A 21,768-nucleotide genomic window follows, 5' to 3' on the forward strand; every position below is an offset into this window, starting at 1 on the left:
CCCCGGGCGCTTCGGCGGGGAGGCACCCGGGACGGGACTTGCGAAGGGACGGGCTGTCAGAAGCCGGCGACGCCACGCGCCTTGAGGACCTGGGTGAACTGGTCCTCGGCGGCCTGCGCCACCTGCTGCGGTGTCTTCTTGCCGTAGATCATGTCGGCGAGGGCGAGGTGCATGTCGGGCGCGGTCAGGGCCTTGACCTGGAACACGCCGGTCGCGCTGGAGAGGGAGTCGGCCTGGGCGAGGGCGGTCTGCGGCAGTCCGGCGGGGTTGGGCACGGACGGCTCGACGGAGACGACCTTGTTGGCCTTGATGTAGGCCGGGTAGTCCTTGCCGAGCCAGAAGGACAGGAACTGCCGGGCCGCGTTCTGCCGCTTGGCGTCACCGGTGTTGAAGGCGACGACACCGTTGGTCTGGTCGGGCGAGTACAGGGCCTTGGCGGAGCTGTTGGAGACGGGGAACCAGCCCAGCTTCTGGTCCATCTCGGCGGTGCTGGCGGTGGCCTGGATCTCGCTCTGCAGGGAGGTGACGTTCACGGCCATCGCGGCGCTGCCGTCCAGGATCGCCTTGCCCTGGTCCACGAAGGTGGCCGTCTTGTAGTTCTTCTGCGCCAGCCCGCCGTCCAGGACCTTCGCCTTGTACTTCTTGATCGCGTTGACGATCACCGGGTCGGTCCACTTGGCCTGGTTCTTGTTGAGCTTGTCCCAGAAGCTCTGCGGCAGGTCGGTCATCTGCAGCTGGACCTGCCACTGCAGCGGCCACTTGTCACCGCCCACCTCGAAGAACGGCGCGACGCCCGTCTTGGACTTGATCGTCGCGGCGGTGGCGAGGAGGTCGTCGTAGCTGGTGGGCATCTTGGTGATGCCCGCCTTCTTGAAGACGTCCTTGTTGTAGTAGACGCCCAGGGAGGCGGGGCTGGTGACGATCGCGGCGTAGCGGTGGCCGTCGACCTGGCCGAGGCCCTGTTCGGTCTTGCCGAGCTTGGAGACCCAGTCCTCGTTGTCGAGTTGGAGCAGGTTCTTGGCCGGCTGGATGAACGGCAGGGTGCTGCCCGTGGGCTGCCAGAACATCAGGTCGGGCTTGTCGCCGGAGGCCAGCTTGGTGGGGACGTTCGACTCGTAGGGGTCGGGTATCACCTGGGTGCTGACGGTGGCTCCGGTCGCCTTCTCGAAGGCGTCGATGACCTGTTTGGGCTCGGTGACGCTGTTCTGCGCCACCCACATGGTCAGGTGGACGCCCTTCAGGCTCGCCGTCGCGTCGACCGATCCGGTGGGGGCGGCGCCGCTGCTGCCGGCGGTGGCGTCACTGCAGGCGGTGGCTGCCAGTCCGAGGGCACACACGACGGCGAGGGAGGAGACGGCTCTTTTCATGGGGCTTCCTTAGGCACACGAGGGTTGGCGGAGCGGTGCTGTGAAGGCGGGGGACGGAGGGGGTGAAGCGCAGGCGTGTCCGGGCCCGGGTCATGCCTCCCGGCTCCCGGTGCTTTCGCGCCGGACCAGTTGGGGGCCGACGAGTGTGGGCTCGGGCGGCTGGTAGTCGGATTCCAGTTGGCCGCGCAGGAGTCCGAAGGCGGAGCGGCCCAGACCCTGGAAGTCCAGGCGGACCGTGGTGAGGGCCGGGGTGATGAACTGCGAGTGGGGGGCGTCGTCGAAGCCGATGACGCTGACGTCCCCCGGGACGGACCGGCCGGCGTGGTGCAGGGCGCGCAGGACACCCAGCGCCAGGTCGTCGTTGCCGCACAGGATCGCGGTGACGTCCGGATCCCCGGCGAGCTTGCGGCCGGCGTCGTAACCGGCCTGGGCGTCCCAGCCCTTGCCGGTCGGGGGCGGCGGGGTGACACCCGCGGCGATCAGGGCCTGCCGCCAGCCCTCAGCGCGCGGTGCCGCCGAACGCCGGGACCCCGTGGACGCCGGAATCGCCACGTAGTGGACGGTGGGGTGACCGAGGCCGAGCAGGTACTCGGTGGCGGCGCGGGCCGCCGTCCGGTCGTCGACCCAGACCGCCGGACGCGGAGGGGTGCGGCCCGGTGGCGGGGCCTCTACGGCGGCGGCGCAGGGCACGTTGGACGGGACCCGGTCCAGGGCCGCCGCGCCGAGCCGGTCGAATCCGATCACCACGAGCCCGCCGCCGGCCGCGGCCGCGGTGGCGATCGTACGGTCCAGGTCGTCCTCCGGGGTGAGGACCCGGACGCCGACCGAGTAGCCCGCGGCGCGGGCGGCCTCCTCCAGGCCCTGCAGGGTGGCCGCGTAACCGTAGAGGACGGTGTTGGAGGTCAGCACCGTGACCGTCTTCGTGACGCCGCTGGCCAGGGCGAACGCGGTGGCGTTGCGCCGGAAGCCGAGGGACTCGATGGCCTCCTCGACCCGGCGGCGGGTCTCCTCCTTCACGTTCGGGTGGTCGTTGATGACCCTCGAGACGGTCTGGTAGGAGACGCCGGCCGCCTGGGCGACATCACGAATGCTTGCGGGCTTGTGCTGGCTCCCCTGCGGAGCGGCAGGGCCGCCGGAGCTTGTGTGACCGGTCACAACCATGCGAGGATTGTGAGCGGTCACAACACGGCCGTCAAGAGGCTGAAACCAGGGCGTCACGCTTCCGGCACACGAGCGGCACGCGCCCCGGCAACCCGTCCCACCCCGTAAGCCACGGGTCACCTGCGCAGATCCTCTGAAAAGATCCGTGTCGGGCCACTGACACAAGTACTTGTCCCAGAAGGGGAACCGCGTTGACAGCTGCTGCCGAGGTCGCCAAGGAGTCCCTGCTGTGGAGCGATGACGCCCTTGGACTGCGTGCCGTGGCCGACCCTTCCGGGTCGGTCAGACTCACCGACGACGGCCACCCGTGGGACTGTCTGGTGCCGCTCGCCGAAGTCCTGCTCACCGGGCACGGCCGGACCTGGTCGGGTGAACGCTTCATCGACACGGCCGTCGGCGCCCGCCTGGTGCTCCGCGGCCACGAGACGGTCCAGGACCGGGAGTGGCGGCACACCACGATCCGCCTGACGGACCCGGACACCTCACTCGCCGCCGACGTCACCCTCAGCACCGTTCCCGGCGCGGGCTTCGTGCGCTCGCAGGTCCGTCTGGTCAACGAGGGCGACACTCCCCTGCACGTGGAGGGCGTGTCCACCCTCACCCTCGGCGGCATCACCGACGCGGAGAAGGGCCTCGACGGCCTCACGGTGCACTGGGCGGACAACGACTGGCTCGCCGAGTGCCGCTGGCGCCGCGCCGCGTTCCGGGACCAGGTCGTCCCGCTGAACCGGAGCGCTCACGGTCACGAGGGCCGCGGCTGCTTCGAGCGCTACTCCCAGGGCACCTGGTCGACCGGCCGGCACCTTCCCCTCGCCGCCCTCACCGACAGCGCGGGAGGAACCTGGCTCTGGCAGATCGAGTCCAGCGCCGGCTGGCGCTTCGAGACCGGGGAACGCGAGGGGGCCGCCTACCTCGCCCTGTTCGGACCGGACGACGCGCATCACCAGTGGCGGCAGACGCTGGCCCCGGGTCAGGAGTTCACCACCGTGCCCGCCGTCCTGGTCCGCACCCGCAGCGGCGGCCTGGACGCGGCGTTCGGGGAACTCACCGCCTACCGCCGCCGCATCCGCCGCGCCCACCCCGATCACACGGCGCTTCCCGTGATCTACAACGACTACATGAACACCCTCATGGGCGACCCGACCACCGAGAAGCTCCTGCCGCTCGTCGAGGCGGCCGGGGCCGCCGGAGCCGAGGTCTTCGTCATCGACGCCGGCTGGTACGACGACGACTCCCAGGGCTGGTGGGACGCGGTGGGCGCCTGGGAACCCGCCGGGCGCCGCTTCCCCGGCGGCATCCAGGAAGTCCTCGACGCCATCCGACGGCACGGCATGACACCCGGCGTGTGGCTGGAGCCCGAAGTCGTCGGCGTACGCAGCCCGCTGGCCCGCGCCCTGCCCGACGAGGCGTTCTTCCGGCGGGGCGGGGTCCGGCTGACCGAGCACGGCCGCCACCACCTCGACCTGCGCCACCCGGCCGCCCGCGCCCACCTCGACCGGGTCGTCGACCGCATCGTGGGCGAATGGGGCGTGGGCTACCTCAAGCTCGACTACAACATCAACGCCGGCCCCGGCACCGAGAGCGACTCGGAAAGCGCTGGCGCCGGACTGCTGGGGCACCACCGCGCCCACCTCGACTGGCTCGCCTCACTCCTCGACCGGCACCCCGGCCTCGTCCTGGAGAACTGCGGCTCGGGGGGCCTGCGCATGGACTACGCGCAGCTGGCCGTGACCCAGCTGCAGTCCACCAGCGACCAGCAGGATCCCCTGCGCTATCCGCCCATCGCGGCGGCGGCCGCGACCGCGGTGGCCCCCGAACAGGCCGCCGTCTGGGCCTACCCGCAACCCCACTTCACGCTCGACGAGATCGCCTTCACGATGGTCACCGCACTGCTGGGGCGTGTGCACCTCTCCGGATTCCTCGACCGCATGGACGAGGAGCAACTCGCCCTCGTGCGCTCGGGCATCGAGCTCTACCAGCGCATCCGCCCGGAGATCGGCGGCGCCCGCCCGTTCTGGCCGCTCGGACTTCCCGGGTGGGAGGACTCCTGGCTCGCCCACGGACTGCGCGCTCCGTCCGCGACCTACCTCGCGCTGTGGCGACGCGACACGGTCTCCGAGGCGGTTTCGCCGAACGTCTCCGGCGAGGCGGCCGCGCAGAACGTCGACACCGGCGTCCGGGGCGTCCGCATCCCGCACCTGCGGGGCAGCCACCTGCACCCGGAGGTGCTCTATCCGACGGACGCGGGCGCCACGGCGACCTGGGACGCGACCGACGGAACGCTCACCGTGACCCTGCCCCGCGTCAACACCGCGGTCCTGCTGCGTCTCGGCGGCACTCCGCCGACGAATCGCCCCGTACCAAACGAAAAGACCTGGTCAGGGTCGCGACAGTAAACGCCTTGTACCGTACTGCGCGTATAGTTTCGCTGTGAGCAACCACAGCCAAGACACCGAAACGTCAAATTCGCAGGCCGGCGGGGTGCAGTCGGTCGACCGAGCCATCAGCGTCCTCGAGATCCTGGCCCACCGTGGGGAGGCCGGCGTCAGCGAGGTGGCCGCCGAGATCGATGTTCACAAGTCCACCGCGTTCCGGCTGCTCGGCGCCCTGGAGGCGCGCGGTCTGGTGGAGCAGGCCGGCGAGCGCGGCAAGTACCGGCTCGGCTTCGGCATCGTGCGGCTGGCCGGCGCGGTCACCGGGCGCCTCGACATCACCCAGCAGGGCCGCCCGGTCTGCGAGCGTCTCGCCGAGGAGATCGGCGAGACCATCAACATCGCGGTCATGCAGGAGCACTTCGCGATCAACCTCTACCAGGTGCGCGGCCCGGCGGCCGTCGCCGCGCACAACTGGGTCGGCGAACTGACCCCGCTGCACGCCACCTCCAGCGGCAAGATCCTCCTCGCCCACCTGCCCACCAAGGAGCGCGCCGCGCTGCTGGCCGAGGCCGGGCTGAAGAAGGTCACCCCGCACACCATCACCGCGAAGGCGAAGCTGGAGAAGAACCTCGCCGACGCGCGGGAGCACGGCTACGCCTTCACCCTGGAGGAGCTGGAGATCGGCCTGCACGCCATGGCCGCCCCGATCCGCAACCAGGACGGCGAGGTCATCGCGGCACTCAGCGCCTCGGGGCCGTCGTACCGCTTCACCGAGGAGCGGCTGCACGAGCTGGCCCCGGTGCTGCTCAAGGGCGCCGAGGAGATCAGTCACCGCATGGGCTACCTGGGCTGAGCCGCCCCGCCCAGCCGCTCGTTGACCCAGTCGTGGAAGGCGCCGATGTGGTGCTCGCTGGGCACCAGCACGCCTCCCTTGGCGTACATCCGGGAGTGCATGCCGGGCTGGGTGCGCTCGCACGCCTCGAAGTCCTGCCGGTTGACCCGGTCGAAGAGCTCCACGGAGCGGCTGACGTCCTTGCCGCTGTCGACGACGTGCGGGAGGTAGAGCCAGTCGCACTCGACGATCGTGCGGTCGACGGCCACCGGGTACATGCGGTGGAAGATGACGTGGTCGGGGACGAGGTTGATGAAGACCTGCGGCTTGACGGTGATCGCGTAGTAGCGGCGGTCCTGGTCCTCGGCGACCCCGGGTATGCGCTCCAGGCCCTCGCTGCCGTCGACGGTGAAGCCCTGGATCTCCTCACCGAACTCGGCGCCGTGGCCGACGTAGTACTGGGCGGCGTAGCCGTCGGCGAACTCCGGGAGCACCTCGGTCAGTTCGGGGTGGATGGTGGCGCAGTGGTAGCACTCCATGAAGTTCTCGATGATGAGTTTCCAGTTCGCCCTGACGTCGTAGACGATGCGCCGGCCGACCGAGAGGTTGTCGATGTCGTAGTGGTCGATGGACTCGACGTCGCCGAGCCGTTCGACCACCGCGCCGATCACGTCCTCCTCGAAGGAGGGCGGGTTCTCCGCGAGGCACACCCACACATAGCCCAGCCACTCGCGCACGGCGACGCTCACCAGGCCGTACTCGGTGCGGCCGACGTCGGGCATCTTGGTGAGGTTGGGGGCGGCGACGAGCTTGCCGTTCAGGTCGTAGGTCCAGGCGTGGTACGGGCATTGGAAGGCCCGCTTGACCTCGCCGGTCTCCTCGGTGCAGAGCCTTGCTCCGCGGTGCCGGCAGACGTTGAAGTACGCGCGGATCGAGTGGTCCCGGGCGCGGGTGACGAGGATGCTCTCGCGGCCCACGTCGACGGTGCGGAAGGCGCCCGGCTTGGCCAGCTCGGAGGCGCGCGCCACGCAGAACCACATGGTCTCGAAGATGCGCTCCTGCTCCTGGGCGAAGATCCCGGGGTCCGTATAGGAGGAGCCGGGCAGGGTGGCGATCAGGCTGTCCGGCAGGCTGGTCGAGGTCACGGTGCACTCCTCGGGAAACGTCGTGGAGGGGTCGTTCACGCGGGGTCACTCACGCAGGGTGATTCACGCGGCGAGCTGTTTGCGCAGGCGGGTGAACAGGCGCGGCTGGTTCATCCCGAGCACGGCGACCGGTCGGCCCGAACGCCGGTAGACGGCGAGGACGTTGCGGTCCTCGGCGGCGCCTTCCTCGATGGTCACGCTGTCGGCGCCGGCCGCGTGACCGGCGAACTGGATCTTCGTGCCGTACTGGTCGGACCAGAAGTACGGCGGCCGGGGCACGCCCGGTTCGACCGCGCCGCCCGCGAGCAGCGTGGCGATCGCGGCGTCGGGCCGCTCCCGTGCGCCGGTCCAGTGCTCGACGCGGCGGTGCAGACCCGAGCGCGGGTCGTACCAGTTGGCGCAGTCGCCGACCGCGACCACGCCCGCGAGGCTGGTGCGGCCGTCCGCGCCGCACTTGACGCCGTTGTCGAGGTCGACGCCGGATCCCGCCAGCCACTCGACGCAGGGGCGTGCCCCCACGCCGACGACCACGATGTCGGCGGGGATCGTCCGGCCGTCCTCCAGCAGGACCGCGTCGACGCGCGTCTCGCCGCCGAGCCCCTTCACACCGACCCCGCACAACAGTCGTACGCCGTGGTCGGCGTGGAGGGCGGAGACGAGGGCGCCCATGGTCTCGCCCAGGGGGCCGGCCAGCGGTGTCGGGGCCGCTTCGACCACCGTCACGTCCAGGCCGAGGGCGCGGGCGGTGGAGGCGACCTCGGCGCCGATGAAGCCGCCGCCGATCACCACCAGCCGTCCGCCGCGGGCGAGTTCGCCGCGCAGGGCGCGGGCGTCGTCGAGGGTGCGCAGGGTGTGCACCCCGGCCAGCCCCTCGGAGCCGGGCAGGGTGCGGGCGGCGGCGCCGGTCGCGATGACGACGCCGTCGGCGCGCACCTCCCGTCCGTCGGCGAGGCGCACGGCACGCTCGCGGGCGTCGAGGCCGACGGCACGGGCACCGAGCAGCCATTCGGCGCCCAGATCCTCGTCGTCGGTCTCCAGGACCAGGTCCGCCTCGCCGAGGGTGCCGGCCAGGAACTCCTTGGACAACGGCGGCCTGTCGTACGGGCGGTGGAGCTCGTCACCGATGACGACGAGCCGCCCGTCGTAGCCCTGCCCGCGCAGCGAGCGCGCCGCCGACAGTCCCGCCAGCGACGCGCCCACCACGGCCACGGTCCTCACGCGGGACCTCCGGCCAGCCGGGAGGCGACGCAGGGCGGCAGGTTGGGGGCGTCCGTGGACACCCGTACGTAGATCATCCCGTCCTCGACGACGACCTCGTGGGTGCGCACCGGGAGCTTGGCCGGCGGGGCGTCCACGGCGCCGGTGCGCAGGTCGAACTTCGAGGCGTGCAGCGGGCATTCCACCTCGCAGCCCTCCAGCCAGCCGTCGGCGAGCGAGGCGTCCTGGTGGGTGCAGGTGTCGTCGATGGCGAAGACCTCGCCGTCGTCGGTGTGGAACACCGAGACCGGCGGATCGATGTCGAGCCGGAAGGCCTCGCCTCGCGGAAGATCCGCGAGACGGCACGCGGGAATCATCATGACACCTCGGTGCGTATAGCGAAACGGATTGCGGTAAGCGCAACATCAGTCTGAGGTCGCCCCAGAACCCTTGTCAAGGAGTTCAGAGGCCTTGTCGACCCCCGCCGTTTGTTGCTCTTCATGCAACGAATGTCGCAATAAGAAACAACGTCAGGGCAGGGGTCGACCCTACGATCGGTACGTCCGGCCAGGTCAGGCGGTCAGTGGCCGCGTGCGATCCACTCCTGCAGGTGCGGGGCCTCCGCACCGACGGTGGTCGTCTCCCCGTGACCGGTGTGCACGACGGTCGCGCCGGGCAGCGTCAGCAGCCGCTCGCGGATCGACTCGACGATGGTCGGGAAGTCGCTGTACGAGCGTCCCGTGGCCCCCGGTCCGCCCGCGAAGAGGGTGTCCCCGCTGAAGAGCGCCCCCAGACCCGGCGCGTACAGGCAGACCGCCCCGGGGGCGTGGCCGGGCGTGTGCAGCACGGTCAGTTCGATGCCCGCCACCGACAGGACCTGCCCGTCGGCCAGCTCCGCGTCCGGCATCCGGTCGGGGTGGGTCTGCTTCCACAGCGGCAGGTCGTCGGGGTGGAGCAGGACCGGGGCGCCGGTGCGCGCCGCGAGCGCGGGCGCCGCGTCGATGTGGTCGTTGTGCGCGTGCGTGCACACCACGGCCCGCAGCATCCGCCCGCCGACGGCCTCGGCGACGGCGTCCGCGTCGTGCGCGGCGTCGACGACGATCACCTCGTGGTCGTCGCCGACGATCCAGACGTTGTTGTCGACGTCCCAGGTGCCGCCGTCCAGGGAGAACGTGCCCGAGGTGACGAGATGCTCGATGCGGGCACCGGTCATCACAGCACCACCACCGAGCGCAGCACGTCGCCGCCGTGCATCCGCTCGAAGGCCTTCTCCACCTCGTCCAGGGCGATGGTCTCGGTGACGAACGCGTCGAGGTCGAGCCGGCCCTGCAGATGGAGGTCGATGAGCATGGGGAAGTCGCGGCTGGGCAGACAGTCGCCGTACCAGGAGGACTTCAGCGATCCGCCCCGGCCGAAGACGTCCAGCAGCGGCAACTCCAGCTTCATCTCCGGGGTCGGCACGCCCACCAGCACGACCGTGCCGGCGAGATCGCGGGCATAGAAGGCCTGCTGGTACGTCTCCGGGCGGCCGACCGCCTCGATGACGACGTCCGCGCCGAAGCCCCCGGTCAGCTCGCGGATCGCCTCCACCGGATCGCCCTCGCGGGAGTTGACGGTGTGGGTCGCGCCCAGCTTCCGGGCGGTGGCGAGCTTGCGGTCGTCGACGTCCACGGCGATGATCTTCGCCGCGCCCGCCAGCCGGGACCCGGCGATCGCCGCGTCACCGACCCCGCCGCAGCCGATGACCGCCACGCTGTCACCGCGTCCCACGGCGCCGGTGTTGATCGCCGCGCCGATGCCCGCCATCACCCCGCAGCCCAGCAGGCCCGCGGCCGCCGCCGACGCGGAGCGGTCCACCTTGGTGCACTGCCCGGCCGCCACCAGCGTCTTCTCCGCGAACGCGCCGATGCCCAGCGCCGGGGACAGCTCCGTGCCGTCCAGCAGGGTCATCTTCTGCTTCGCGTTGTGGGTGTTGAAGCAGTACCAGGGCCTGCCGCGCAGACACGCCCGGCACTGACCGCACACGGCACGCCAGTTGAGGATCACGAAGTCGCCGGGCGCCACGTCGGTGACGCCCTCCCCCACCGCCTCGACGACACCCGCGGCCTCGTGGCCCAGCAGGAAGGGGAAGTCGTCGTTGATGCCGCCCTCGCGGTAGTGCAGGTCGGTGTGGCAGACCCCGCAGGCCTCGACCTTCACCAGGGCCTCACCCGGCCCGGGGTCGGGCACGATGATCGTCTCCAGGCTGACGGGGGCGCCCTTCTTGCGGGCGACGACAGCGCGGACCTGATGAGTCATGGCCACTCCTCGGCTGGTACGAGACCTCAGTCGAATGTTGCTCATTGCGGCACACACAGCATGTGTCGCAACACAGCATCATCGAGGCCCGACTGGGGGTCAAGAAGCGTTCACCCGGCGATGACGGGCACCGCGGGCTTGCGGATCAGGAGCAGTGCCGCGTCGTCGTGGAGCCGACCGCCCACATGCGCCAGCAGTTCCGCGTGCAGGGCGTCGAGGGTGCGGGACGGCTCCTCGCAGGCGTGCCGCGCCAGCCCCTCGCCGAGCCGATAGAACGCCCGGCCCCGGTCGCGGGCCTCGGTGACCCCGTCGGTGTAGAGGAGCAACTGGTCCCCGTCGGCGAAGGGCAGCACCTGCAGGCCGGGCGCGTGTCCGGTCAGCGCCCGCAGCCCGAGGGGCGGCGCCGGGTGGGCGGGTTCCACCGGCTCCACGCTCAGGCGGCCGCCCGAGCGGCGGACCAGCAGCGGCGGCGCGTGCCCGCAGTTCACCATCTCCAGCCGCCCGGAGCCGGGGTATCCGGCGACCACGGCGGTGACGAAGTCGTCGGCGCCGAGATTGCGCGCCAGACTCCGTTCGATGCGCTCGACCACGGCCAGGAGGTCCGGCTCGTCGTAGGCGGCCTCCCGGAAGACCCCGAGCACCAGCGCCGCGGTCCCCACCGCCGGCAGTCCCTTCCCGCGCACGTCGCCGACGATCAGCCGGACCCCGTACGGGGTGGGGATCAGGGCGTACAGATCGCCGCCGATGCGGGCCTCGGCCGCCGCGGCGCTGTAGCGGACGGCGACCTGGAAGGGGCCGACGGTCGCCGGCACCGGCTTGAGCAGCGCGTGCTGGGCGGTCTCGGCGACCGAGCGGACCGCCGCCAGCACGCGTTCCCGGCGCCCGCGCAGCACGCTGGCCAGGCCGCTCGCCAGCGTGACCGTCACCAGGGCGGACAGGACGGCCGCCAGCTCCTCGCCCGGAACGCGGTCCCGGGTGCCCAGGGACGCGCCCAGCACCACGGCGAGCAGGCCCGTGCTCAGCACACCGCGCGGCCCGTTGGTCGTGGCGGCGAGGGCGGGACCGGCGGCCAGCAGCGGCAGCCAGATCATGCCGGCCCCGCCGGCCAGGTCGGCGAGCACGACGACGCAGACGATCAGCACGGGCAGCGCGCAGACCCAGTGGGTCAGCTGTTCTCGGGCCTGACTCGCCAGTTGCTCTCGGGCCTGACTCATGCTCTGTCCGCAGTCCTCATCTGTGGGGGGGCACGGTCCGGCCCACGCCTCAAACACCTGTTCCTCCAGGAAACGGAATCGGACCCGGGCGTCACAAGGTGAGGAATTTCAGATAGTGAGCGAGAGGCTCCTGGTCACACGGCTCGCGGTCGGGATCAGCCGGGCCCGTACCTCCGGCAGCCGGGACAGCCGCTCGGCCGGCATGGAGATGCCGAGCGAGCCGAGTGTGTCCCCGCAGTAGACGGGCACCGCGACGCACACCGTGCCCAGACAGTACTCCTCGAGGTCGGTGACCGCCGGGGCCACGGGCGAGGAGTCCAGGCGCCGCAGCAGCTCTGGCGGGCTGGTGATCGTCCGCGGGGTGAGGTCGGCGAGGTGGTGGCGGGAGAGGTACTCCTTGCGCGCCTCGTCGTCCAGCTCCCGCAGGACGGACTTGCCCAGCGCGGTGGCGTGCCCGGCGTCCTCGAAGCCCACCCAGAGGTCGACGCGGGGCGCCCGGGGGCCGTCGACGATCTCGGCGACGCGGATCTCGCCGTCCTCGTAGAAGGTGAGGTAGGCGGCGGTCGCGAGTTGGTCACGCAGCGCCGCGAGCGTGGGGCGCACCCGGCTGAGCAGCGTCTGCCCGCGCCCCGTCGTGCCCAGGGTGTGCAGCTTGTCGCCGAGGACGAATCTGCCGTCCTCCACCTTCCGCGCGTACCCGTCGTGCACCAGCGTGCGCAGCAGGTGATAGGCGGTGGCCAGCGGCAGGCCGGTCTCACGGGCCAGTTGCTTGGCGGTCGCGCCGTTGTCGTGCGCGCTCACCGCCTCCAGCAGCCGGAAGGCCCGTTGGACGGACGTGATCAGCGTGGGGCCGTCGTGCGCACCCATGGCACCAGCGTGCGCCGGGCGCCCTCGTGGGGCAAGGGGAGCGCCGGGGCCGCCCGCGACGGCTGCTCGGGCGGGGTGGGCGTGTCGTGGATGCGGTAGCGCCTGGACGTCCAGTTCCAGCCGGCCCGCCGGGCCGACGACCGCGATTCCGCAGGCCGTGCGGGTACCGGAGCTGAGCGCGTTCAGTGCCGGGCGAACTGGACCCGGGTCGGCTGCACGACGTTCGGCCGGATCTCGATGCCGTCGACGGTGAGCTGTTCGCCGTAGATGTCGGTGATCCTGATCGGTCCGCCGCAGCCGCCCCCGTCCTCGGCGAGGAAGTAGTTGTAGTCGGCGCGCGCCAGCTGCCGCCAGCCACTGCCGGAGCGGACCTCCAGCCGGGCGAGTGGGTTTCGGTGGCCGATGACCTGGATTCCGCACCAGTACTGGGTGGACCCGGTCTTGTAGCGCACCGAGACGGTGCCGACGTCGCCGGGGCTCGCGAGTTCCCAGGTGATCGGAATACGGCCGGCCGAGGGCGCGGCGAGCTTGGCGAAGGCCTGGGCGCTGAGGTCGATCTGACCGACGGCGCAGTCGCCCGGACACTCGTTGGTGATGCGCACCATGACGGAGGCGCCGCTCGCGGCCCGCACGACCACGTACGCCCCGCACGCCTTCGACCCCTCGTAGTCGGCGGTGTTCATCGCCCCGGTCAGGACGTCGCTGCTCGCGTCGTACAGACACGCCCCGGTGCCGTCGGTCTGGTAGAAGGTGGCGACGCCCTGGTGGGTGACGCCGGGGCGGATGCGTCCCGCCAACGGGGCCGCGCCGGAGGCCGGTTGGGCGGCGGGCGCGGCGGACGGCTTCGCCGACGGGGTGGTCGCTGAGGGGGACTTCTTGCCCGCGGTGCGTCTCGCGGACGGACTGGGCGATGCTTCGGTCGCACGGGCGGAGGGCGTCGGTGCGGCCGACGAGGGGGTGACCTCCGCGCCGGTGGCGGGAGTCGGCGCGGCCGAGACCCGCCCGGCGTCGGCCTTGTGGCCGGAGAGGAACACCACCGTCAGGGACGTGACGATGAGCACCACGGCCGCCGACAGGAACAGCCACCGTCTGTGCACCGGACCTCCGTTGCCAGAGTGACAGGAGTAACGATCCTGCCAGAGCCACGGACGCGGCGACGGGAAAACCCCGGGACTCGCGCTACCCGCCGCCGCTCACCGGCCGGTACGCGGTGACGGCCACGGTGGTGGTCCAGTCGCCGTCGTCCTTGTCCAGCACCTGGATGACGGCGATGTCGTGGGTGAGGTCGTCGCGCACACAGAACCGGGTGCCGGCCGGGACCTGCGGGAAGCGGACGACGGAGACCGGCTGCTGGGCGATGCCGAGCGCGCAGCGTGCGGGGGTGAGGGGCGACTGTCCGCCGATGTACGCCTCGCTGGACTTCTGCGGTTCGAAGGCGCCCTTGCTGTTGCCGCCGGCATCGGTCGACAGCAGCCTGGAGCCGTTCGTGGCGACGCGTCCCCGCGCCAGGTCGGCTTGAGATCGCGGTGCAGGACGCCCATCACGCACTCTCGCCAACCTCGTCCCAAGTCCCCCTGTCGTCATGTCAGTCGTCGTGTCATGGGGCACAACCGCCCACGCGCTTGTTGCTCAGGGCCACGTCGTCCATGCGGACGTCGTACGCGGAGGGGGTGGGGTTCGCCTGGTACAACTGCCAGCCCAGCTTGAGCTTGTCGAAGTGCGGGAAGACGAAGTCGTCGGCGGTTCCGCCGTGTTGCCTGGTGGACACCGTCAACTCGGGTCGCTCCGCGCCGTCGAAATAGACGGTGACGCGGTTGTCCTTCGCGTCGAGGTGGAACTCGACGCACTGCCATGTGGCCGCCGCGGCGGGTGCCGAGGTCTGCCATGCGGTCCAGTCCCCGGTGGGGCCGAGGTCGGAGCCGACTCCCCAGAAGTCGGCTCCGGAGGTGGGCACGTACTGACCGCCCAACGGGCGGACCAGCGTGGGGACATCGGAGCCGGAGGCCTCCGCGATGGTCCAGTGCGCCCAGTCCGGAGCGGTCGGGAACCGGTCGACGCGCAGCCGCAGCCGGGCCCAGAAGCTGTTGCCGGCGGGTGCGAGATCGGAGAAGACGAGGAAGGCACGGCCGTTGCCCTCCGTGTGGAGGCGCAGTTCGCGGCCGTGGCCGGTGGTGCTGGGTTCGACGGTGAGCGAGCCGTCGGAGGTGTCTGCGGTCCAGCCGTGGCCCGCGGTGACCGGTCCCAGAGGGAGGCGGTCGAAGGTCTCACGGGCGAGGTATCCGTGCGCGGAACCACTGGGGGAGGCGGAGGCGGTGGGGGCCGTCACGAGCAGTGCCGAAGCGGCTAACAGCGCGGCCGCAAGCTTCCTCATGCGTGTCATGAGCACAGTGTGCAGCACCGGTCACGAGCGTCTCACAGCCCCCTCATCCTCCGGCATCGAGCACCGCGCGATGGGATTCCGTCCGGAAAGGTGTCGAAACATTCGTAGAAGCGGCCAGACACCGAATGGGCCTCAGCATCGCTGCAAAAATGAGCCATCCGACTCATTCACATCACTTGACGCATTGAACTGCCCATTATCGCCCTCATACGGAGTCCATGGCTGCGAATGTTTCGAAATACCGACCGAAACAGTTGACGCTTGACGGGTGCAGGCCAACACTGTTCGCCCGGACCCCGCTCCCTTGGAGGACACGGAGGAAACCGCTCATGGACATCGCACCCGCACCCATGACGACCCGCAGGACCGCCTGCGCGATGCTGCTGGGCGCCACCGCCGCCCTGGCGTTGCCCGGCACCGCACGGGCCGCCACCGTCGTCACCACGAACCAGACCGGCACCAACAACGGCTTCTACTACTCGTTCTGGACCGACGCCCAGGGCACGGTCTCAATGACCCTGGGCTCCGGCGGCAACTACAGCACCAGTTGGCGGAACACGGGCAACTTCGTCGCCGGCAAGGGCTGGAGCAACGGCTCCCGCAGGACCGTGTCGTACTCCGGCAGCTTCAGTCCCTCGGGCAACGGCTACCTGTCGCTGTACGGCTGGACGTCGAACCCGCTCGTGGAGTACTACATCGTCGACAACTGGGGCACCTACCGGCCCACGGGCACGTACAAGGGCACGGTCACCAGCGACGGCGGCACCTACGACGTCTACCGGACGACCCGGTACAACGCGCCGTCCGTCGAGGGCACCAAGACCTTCAACCAGTACTGGAGCGTGCGGCAGTCCAAGCGGACCGGCGGCTCCATCACCACGGGCAACCACTTCGACGCCTGGGCCCGCGCGGGCATGCCCCTCGGCAGCTTCAAGTACTACATGATCCTCGCGACGGAGGGCTACCAGAGCAGCGGCAGTTCGAACATCACGGTGGCGTCATGAGGACCGCGTCCTCACGGCCCCTGCCGGCGGCCGTCGCCGCCGTCGCCCTGGCCGCCGGCACCATCTCCCTGGCCACCGCTCCCGCGCAGGCCGCCACCTGCAACGGCTACGTCGGACTCACCTTCGACGACGGCCCCTCCGGCAACACGCCGAATCTGCTGAACGCGCTCCGGCAGAGCGGGCTGCGGGCCACGATGTTCAACGAGGGCCGGTACGCCGCCGCGTACCCCGCCCAGGTCCGCGCCGAGGTGAGCGCCGGGATGTGGGTCGGCAACCACAGCTACACCCACCCCCACCTCACCCAGCTCGCCCAGTCGCAGATCGACTCGGAGATCTCCCGTACCCAGCAGGCCGTCGCGAGCGCCGGTGGTGGTACGCCCAAGCTGTTCCGGCCGCCGTACGGCGAGACCAACGCGACGGTGCGGACGGTCGAGGCCAAGTACGGGCTGCGGGAGATCATCTGGGACGTCGACTCGCAGGACTGGAACGGCGCCAGTACGGACGCGATCGTCCAGGCCGCGGGTCGGCTGACCAACGGCCGGATCATCCTGATGCACGACTGGCCGGCCAACACGGTCGCGGCCGTCCCCCGAATCGCCCAGGGCCTCGCCGCCCGCGGCCTGTGCGCCGGGATGATCTCGCCGCAGACCGGCCGGGCCGTCGCCCCCACGGGCTGACGCTCTGTAACGTCCCCAGCGAACACCGCACTTGCGGCGCGGCTGCCACGAGCTGCCGCGCCGCATCCCCGTCAAGTCGACCCTGCGGGGCATTGCGCCGTGAGCCTGATTGATCGGCGTGCCACGGCCAGGCGTCACGCGATCGGGCCTCCCGGAAGCGACCGTGAGCGGACCGTCGTCGTACGACACCACGACGCCCGACCGCATCCAGGAGAGCTTCTTGCGCCTGCACCCCCTCGCGGCCGCCCTGGCCTCGGCCGTCCTGCTAACCCCGCCGGTCCACGCGGCGCCCCTCACCGACGACCCGGCCGGCTACGTCAACCCCTTCGTCGGTACGGCACCGGGCGGCGTCGACTTCGGTCACGGCGGCGGCGGGGGCAACACCTTCCCCGGCGCCTCGGCGCCGCTGGGCGGGATCCAGTGGAGTCCCGACACGGTCACGCACCAGCACGGCGGCTACGCGTACCCCGACAACCGGATCCGGGGCTTCAGCCTCACGCACATCTCGGGCGCCGGCTGCAGCGACTACGGCAACATCCCCTTCATGCCGCTCATGGGCCGCCCCGATCTTGACCCGGCCGCCCGCTTCGCCACCTTCTCGCACGCCAACGAGCAAGCGTCGCCCGGCAGTTACGGTGTCCACCTCGACAACGGCATCCACACCGAGATCGCCGTGACCCGGCGTTCCGGCGTCGCCCGCTTCACCTACCCGGCCGACGGCACCGAGCGGGCCGCGCTGACGGTGGACGCGGCCCGGGCGTTCAACAGCGCCACCGGAAAGATCACCATCGGGTCCCGCACGCTGTCGGGACACACCGACAGCGGCGGCTTCTGCGGCAAGTCCAACCGCTACCGGCTCTACTTCCACGCGGTCTTCGACCGGCCCTTCGGCACCGCCGAACCCCTGGACGGCAAGAGCTCCGGGGCGTACGTCGCCTTCGCGCCCGGCACCCGTACCGTGACCGCCCGGGTGGGCATCTCCTTCGTGAGCGCCGACTCCGCGCGCGCCAACGCCCGGGTGGAGCAGAAGAACCGCTCCTTCGACGCCGTACGGCGGTCGACCCGCGACCTGTGGAACACCTGGCTCGGCAGGATCGCCGTGCGGGGCGGCACCGAGGAGCAGCGCCGGATCTTCTACACCGCGCTGTACCACTCGCTGCTGCACCCGAGCATCCTCAGCGACGCCGACGGCCGCTACCCGGGAATGGACGGCCGCGTCCACCGCACCCGCTCCGGACACGCCCAGTATGCCGACTTCTCCGGCTGGGACGTCTACCGCTCCCAGGTCCAGCTGCTCGCCCTGCTCGCCCCGCGCGAGGCCTCCGACATCGCCCAGTCGATCCTCGAACAGGGCCGCCAGGCGGGGTACTTCGACCGCTGGACCGTGGCGAACGGCGGTACGGGCGTCATGGTGGGCGACCCGCTGCCCGCGATCGCCGCCTCGGTCCACGCCTTCGGCGCCACCGACTTCGACGCGAAGAGCCTGCTGCGGAGGGCGCTGGCGGGCCGGCACGACAGCAAACAGCGGCCGGGCCACAAGCAGTACGACAGGCTGGGGTACGTCCCCACCGCGACCAAGGGTGTGTGGGGCAGCGCCTCCACCACTCTCGAGTACGCCGTCGCCGACGCCGCCCTCGCCCGTCTCGCGGGACGCCTCGGCGAGACGGACGCCGAGGCGATGCTGACGCGCGCCGCCGGCAACTGGCGCTCCTTGTTCAACCCGGCCACCGGCTACCTCCAGCCCCGGGCCGCCGACGGCAGCCGGCCGTCCTTCACACCGGCCCAGCGCGCGGAGTACGTCGAGGGCGACGCGGCGCAGTACACCTGGATGGTCCCGCACGACCTGCCCGCCCTGTTCGCCGCGATGGGCGGCGACGCCGCCGTCACCGCCCGCCTGGACGCCTTCTTCACCCGGCTCAACGCCGGTCCCGACGAGCCGTACGCCTACCTGGGCAACGAGCCGTCCTTCGGCACCCCGTGGGCCTACGACTCGGCGGGCCGTCCCGACCGGGCCCAGGACACCGTCCGGCGGGTGCTGACCAGTCTGTACGCCGACCGCCCCGACGGCCTCGTCGGCAACGACGACCTGGGCGCCATGTCGTCCTGGGCCGTGTGGGCCGCCCTCGGCATGTACCCGCACATCCCGGGAAGCCCCCAACTCGCCCTCGCCAGCCCGCTGTTCCCCGCCGTCACCGTCCACCGCGGCAACGGGGTCACCTTCACGCTCCTGGCCCCGCGGGCGTCCGCGACGGCCTCTCACGTACGGTCCCTGACCCTCGACGGTCGCCCGGCCGACACCGCCTTCCTGCCGGACACCTTCCCGGCGACGGGCGGCGTGCTGCGCTACGAGCTGGAGGACCCGCCGGCGGCGTCCTCCGACGACTGAACGCGCTCACAAAAGCGCCGGGCTCGGCCCCGGCGAGGTCTGTACAGGACACTTTGTCGATACGTCCTGATAAATCTCGCGCCGCCTTCGACCTCAACAAAGACCTGGTCAAGGCCGTCCAGAAGGCACGTTCGAGTTCGCCGTCGACCAGCCGCCCCGCCTTCATCGACAAGACGAACGCCGAGCAGGTCGCCCAGTTCGCCGCGAAGGGCAACAGGTGATGGGCACGACCCAGCATGCCGAGCCGGCGGTGACCTCACCGCCGGACCCGTACCCAGGGCAGCCGGCGTCCGCAGAACGTGGGCTGCCCTGGAGCGCTTCCCGCTCGCGCGGTCGCCCGGTCTTCAGCCCTGGCGCGGATTCGGCCTCAGTACGGCGAAGACCGCGCCGGTCGGGTCGGCCAGCCAGGCGATGCGGCCGACGTCCGGGACGTTCGCGGCCGACATGACCACCGAACCGCCGCTCTCCCCCACCTTGGCGACGACGGCGTCGGCGTCGGCCACGGCGAAGTAGGGCACCCAGCGGGCGTCCTCCCCATCGCCCCGCAGCGGGGCCACTCCGCCGAACGAACCCTCCTGCTGGTCCCCGTCGGCGATGCTGAGCACCCGGTAGGTCATGCCGGGCGCCTCCATCTCCTGCGAACGCCAGCCGAAGAGCCCGTTGTAGAAGCGGATCGCCGCCTCGGGGTCGCCGACGTGCAGCTCCACCCACACCAGCGTGTCGTCCTCGGAGGCCGCCTCCAGGCCCCGGGTCCGTCCCGGCTGCCACACGGCGAACCGCGCGCCCTGCGGGTCGGTGTACTGGGCCAGCCATCCCTCGCCCATGACGTCCATCGGCTGGGCGCGCACGCTGCCGCCGCCGGCGACCACGTCCCGGGTGGTGGCCTGGATGTCGTCGCTCTGGAAGTACGTCGTCCAGGCGGGGGCGGCGCCCTCCTCGGCCAGCGGCCCCTGGGCGCCGACGGTCCGCCCGTCCTTCTGGAAGAAGCCGTACCCGCCCGCCTCGGGCCCGGCGGAGACGAACCGCCAGCCGAAGACGGCCTCGTAGAAGGCGGCGGTGGCGCCCGGGTCGGGGCTGCCGAGGTCGAGCCAGTTGGGCGATCCGGTACGGAAGTCGGTGCCGAGCATGGGTTCCCTTTCCTACGGCGTCCGGTGTCGGGTCGCCGCCACCATGCCGCCCGCGCGGCGGCCTGCCACGGAGCCGACCCGGATCCCGCGGGGGCTTTCACCCGAGCGGGGGCGTCAGCCGCCCAGGTCCTTGCGCAGCCGGGGCTTCGCCGCCTCCGCCCACACGGGCGGCAGCTCCCGTTCGCGCTCCGCGGCCAGAGCCTGTTCCTGCCCGTACAACAGACCCCAGGTGAAGCCGCCCTCGCCCGCCGCGTACGCCGCGAGGGCCAGGCCGCGCAGGTTGTCCCGCGCCACCACGCTGTCCTGGTGGTCGCCGAGCACCTTCTGCACGGCCTTGACGCGCTTGCCCAGCCGCTTGGCGGGCTTGCCGAGCGTGGCCCGCGCCGGTTCGGTGGCGTAGCGGGTCTTCTTGGCGGACTTGCGGGCCTGGTGCAGGGCGGTGTCGCGTTCCGCGCCCGGCGGCAGCTCCAGTGCGTGGGCCACCCGGCCGGAGAGCCTGTCGTACTCCTTGAGGACCGCCTTGGCGAGCACCTTCTTCGGCTTGCGGGCCGCCTTGCGGCGCAGCGGGGGCTGTTCCGTGAGGAGGGCGAGGGAGTCGAGGAGGGCCAGGTAGCGCGGGGAGTTCAGGGCGTCGAGGCTGCGCTGGTGCGCCTCGGCGGCGGAGGCGACGTGCCACGCCTTCAGCCGGGCGGCGACGGGGCCGAGGACCAGTTCCTCGGGTGTGTCCGAGAGACGTGCGGAGAGCCGCTCGGCAAGGACTTCCTGGTCGCGCTCCGCCCCGAGTTCGCCGCCGAGCCACTTGAGTTCCTCGCGGACGGGATCGGTGACGTCACGGTCGAGCACCGGCCGGTAGGAGCGCAGGACGCCGCGCAGCCGCCGGCAGGTGACGCGCATCTTGTGCACCGAGTCCGGCCGGTCGCGCCGTACGGCGGGGTCGAGGGCGACCAGCGTGCGCACCTGTGCGTCGACGTATCCGAGGACCACCTCGCCCGCCGAGCCGTCGACGACGTTCTCGGCCCGGGTGTCCGGCAGGCGCGGCGCGCCCGCTCCGGTCTCCTCCAGCGCCCTGGCCAGCTTCGAGGGGTGGCCGGCGCGGTCGATGCCCTTCTTGTGCAGCGTCTTGTCCAGGACGTCCAGTAGCGCGGGATCGGTGTCCTCGGCGAGTTCGATCTCCATCTCGGCCCAGGCGGCCCGGGTCGTCGTGGTGCCCATGGAGTCCGCGCGGACGCCGTCGACGGTCAGCTCGGCCAGCAGCGTGCCGTCCTCGGCGAGGAGGTGCCGGGTGCCGCGCGTCGACCGGACGCGCACCACCGGGACCAGTTCCGCGCCCCGGGTGCGGGAGAGGGCCAGGTCGCGCAGGGTGTCGGGGATCGTGGGGGACAACGGGGCCTGCACCTCCTCCCGGCTGTCCCCGGACAGCGGCAGCTTGAGATGCCAGCCGGCGTCGGCCCCGCCCGTCCTGCGCCGTAGCGTCGCCGCGGCGCCGGCCAGGCGCAGGTCCTCGGTGTCGTAGTAGACGGCGTCCAGCTCGTCGGTGCCCCGCTCCACGACCGACGCGACGTCGGCCACGCCGGTCAGCTTCGGAAGCCACGAGGTGTCATCGGCCGACGGAGCTTCGTACTTCCGCTCTGTCTCACGCTTTGACTTGGTCATATGGATCGCGTACTCCCGTCCGCGCGCCTCAAACCCGGATACCGGCCCCGCCGGTGGTTCGGGGCAGGCTCGGAGGGAACCCGGC

At 71.4% G+C, this 21,768-nt stretch carries 19 protein-coding genes and 1 pseudogene; 6 read left to right on the forward strand and 14 right to left on the reverse strand.

Annotated features, from left to right (window positions below; all coding sequences use genetic code 11):
* Positions 1–56: 56 nt before the first annotated feature.
* On the reverse strand, positions 57–1,367 hold the full coding sequence (locus tag MKW14_RS26015) for an ABC transporter substrate-binding protein (protein WP_240865875.1): 1,311 nt from the start codon (positions 1,365–1,367) through the stop codon (positions 57–59).
* A gap of 90 nt (positions 1,368–1,457) precedes the next feature.
* Positions 1,458–2,528, reverse strand: a complete 1,071-nt coding sequence (locus tag MKW14_RS26020) for a LacI family DNA-binding transcriptional regulator (RefSeq protein WP_240865877.1) — start codon at positions 2,526–2,528, stop codon at positions 1,458–1,460.
* A gap of 191 nt (positions 2,529–2,719) precedes the next feature.
* Here MKW14_RS26020 and MKW14_RS26025 point away from each other — a divergent pair, with 191 nt between their 5' ends.
* Positions 2,720–4,924, forward strand: coding sequence for a glycoside hydrolase family 36 protein (locus MKW14_RS26025; protein ID WP_240865879.1), 2,205 nt, complete (start codon positions 2,720–2,722; stop codon positions 4,922–4,924).
* An 85-nt stretch (positions 4,925–5,009) separates the two neighbouring features.
* Positions 5,010–5,756: an IclR family transcriptional regulator gene (locus tag MKW14_RS26030; protein ID WP_208781884.1), complete on the forward strand. Its 747-nt coding sequence runs from the start codon at positions 5,010–5,012 to the stop codon at positions 5,754–5,756.
* On the opposite strand, the gene MKW14_RS26035 is transcribed toward MKW14_RS26030, so the two are convergent.
* The 10 genes from MKW14_RS26035 to MKW14_RS26080 all read right to left on the reverse strand — a co-directional run bounded on the left by MKW14_RS26035 (position 5,744) and on the right by MKW14_RS26080 (position 14,836).
* Positions 5,744–6,880 (reverse strand): aromatic ring-hydroxylating oxygenase subunit alpha, encoded by a 1,137-nt coding sequence (locus MKW14_RS26035; protein WP_240865881.1) that lies wholly within the window; start codon positions 6,878–6,880, stop codon positions 5,744–5,746. The genes MKW14_RS26030 and MKW14_RS26035 overlap by 13 nt on opposite strands.
* 63 nt (positions 6,881–6,943) lie before the next feature.
* A complete protein-coding gene (locus tag MKW14_RS26040) occupies positions 6,944–8,098 on the reverse strand; it encodes an NAD(P)/FAD-dependent oxidoreductase (protein ID WP_240865883.1) in 1,155 nt (384 codons plus the stop codon).
* Positions 8,095–8,457, reverse strand: a complete 363-nt coding sequence (locus MKW14_RS26045) for a bifunctional 3-phenylpropionate/cinnamic acid dioxygenase ferredoxin subunit (RefSeq protein ID WP_133045065.1) — start codon at positions 8,455–8,457, stop codon at positions 8,095–8,097. The genes MKW14_RS26040 and MKW14_RS26045 overlap by 4 nt, the downstream gene beginning before the upstream one ends.
* A gap of 200 nt (positions 8,458–8,657) precedes the next feature.
* A complete protein-coding gene (locus MKW14_RS26050; RefSeq protein ID WP_240865886.1) occupies positions 8,658–9,290 on the reverse strand; it encodes an MBL fold metallo-hydrolase in 633 nt (210 codons plus the stop codon).
* Positions 9,290–10,375 (reverse strand): S-(hydroxymethyl)mycothiol dehydrogenase, encoded by a 1,086-nt coding sequence (locus tag MKW14_RS26055; protein ID WP_240865889.1) that lies wholly within the window; start codon positions 10,373–10,375, stop codon positions 9,290–9,292. Before MKW14_RS26055 ends, MKW14_RS26050 begins: the two co-directional genes overlap by 1 nt.
* Positions 10,376–10,485: 110 nt before the next feature.
* Entirely contained in the window at positions 10,486–11,589 is a 1,104-nt protein-coding gene (locus tag MKW14_RS26060; protein ID WP_240865891.1) for a PP2C family protein-serine/threonine phosphatase, read from the reverse strand.
* A gap of 108 nt (positions 11,590–11,697) precedes the next feature.
* Complete coding sequence (locus tag MKW14_RS26065) at positions 11,698–12,456, reverse strand: IclR family transcriptional regulator (RefSeq protein ID WP_240865893.1); 759 nt, start codon at positions 12,454–12,456, stop codon at positions 11,698–11,700.
* Positions 12,457–12,638: 182 nt separating this feature from the next.
* Complete coding sequence (locus tag MKW14_RS26070) at positions 12,639–13,553, reverse strand: expansin EXLX1 family cellulose-binding protein (RefSeq protein ID WP_240865895.1); 915 nt, start codon at positions 13,551–13,553, stop codon at positions 12,639–12,641.
* An 82-nt stretch (positions 13,554–13,635) separates the two neighbouring features.
* A complete protein-coding gene (locus tag MKW14_RS26075; RefSeq protein ID WP_240865896.1) occupies positions 13,636–14,004 on the reverse strand; it encodes a hypothetical protein in 369 nt (122 codons plus the stop codon).
* 49 nt (positions 14,005–14,053) lie between these two features.
* Positions 14,054–14,836 carry a hypothetical protein gene (locus MKW14_RS26080; protein WP_240865899.1) on the reverse strand — a complete coding sequence of 261 codons (783 nt, stop codon included), beginning with the start codon at positions 14,834–14,836 and terminating at the stop codon, positions 14,054–14,056.
* A gap of 329 nt (positions 14,837–15,165) precedes the next feature.
* Between MKW14_RS26080 and xynA the strand changes: the two genes are divergently transcribed.
* The 4 genes and pseudogenes from xynA (at position 15,166) to MKW14_RS26100 (ending at position 19,124) form a co-directional block, all read left to right on the forward strand.
* Complete coding sequence (xynA, locus tag MKW14_RS26085; RefSeq protein WP_240865901.1) at positions 15,166–15,840, forward strand: endo-1,4-beta-xylanase XynA; 675 nt, start codon at positions 15,166–15,168, stop codon at positions 15,838–15,840.
* Positions 15,837–16,514 (forward strand): annotated as a pseudogene (locus tag MKW14_RS26090) (polysaccharide deacetylase family protein); the annotation flags it as partial. The gene xynA and the pseudogene MKW14_RS26090, both read left to right, overlap by 4 nt.
* A 166-nt stretch (positions 16,515–16,680) precedes the next feature.
* Positions 16,681–18,903, forward strand: coding sequence for a GH92 family glycosyl hydrolase (locus MKW14_RS26095; RefSeq protein ID WP_240865907.1), 2,223 nt, complete (start codon positions 16,681–16,683; stop codon positions 18,901–18,903).
* A 53-nt stretch (positions 18,904–18,956) separates the two neighbouring features.
* Positions 18,957–19,124, forward strand: coding sequence for a hypothetical protein (locus MKW14_RS26100; protein ID WP_240865910.1), 168 nt, complete (start codon positions 18,957–18,959; stop codon positions 19,122–19,124).
* A gap of 123 nt (positions 19,125–19,247) precedes the next feature.
* Here the strand turns inward: MKW14_RS26100 and MKW14_RS26105 are convergent, their stop codons facing one another.
* Together MKW14_RS26105 and MKW14_RS26110 are read right to left on the reverse strand one after the other, a co-directional pair.
* On the reverse strand, positions 19,248–20,030 hold the full coding sequence (locus MKW14_RS26105; RefSeq protein WP_240865915.1) for a VOC family protein: 783 nt from the start codon (positions 20,028–20,030) through the stop codon (positions 19,248–19,250).
* A gap of 114 nt (positions 20,031–20,144) precedes the next feature.
* Complete coding sequence (locus tag MKW14_RS26110; protein ID WP_240865925.1) at positions 20,145–21,683, reverse strand: CYTH and CHAD domain-containing protein; 1,539 nt, start codon at positions 21,681–21,683, stop codon at positions 20,145–20,147.
* Positions 21,684–21,768: the final 85 nt, after the last annotated feature.

Origin of the sequence: Streptomyces gilvus, from assembly GCF_022513565.1 — a bacterium.
Taxonomy (GTDB): Bacteria; Actinomycetota; Actinomycetes; order Streptomycetales; family Streptomycetaceae; genus Streptomyces; species Streptomyces gilvus.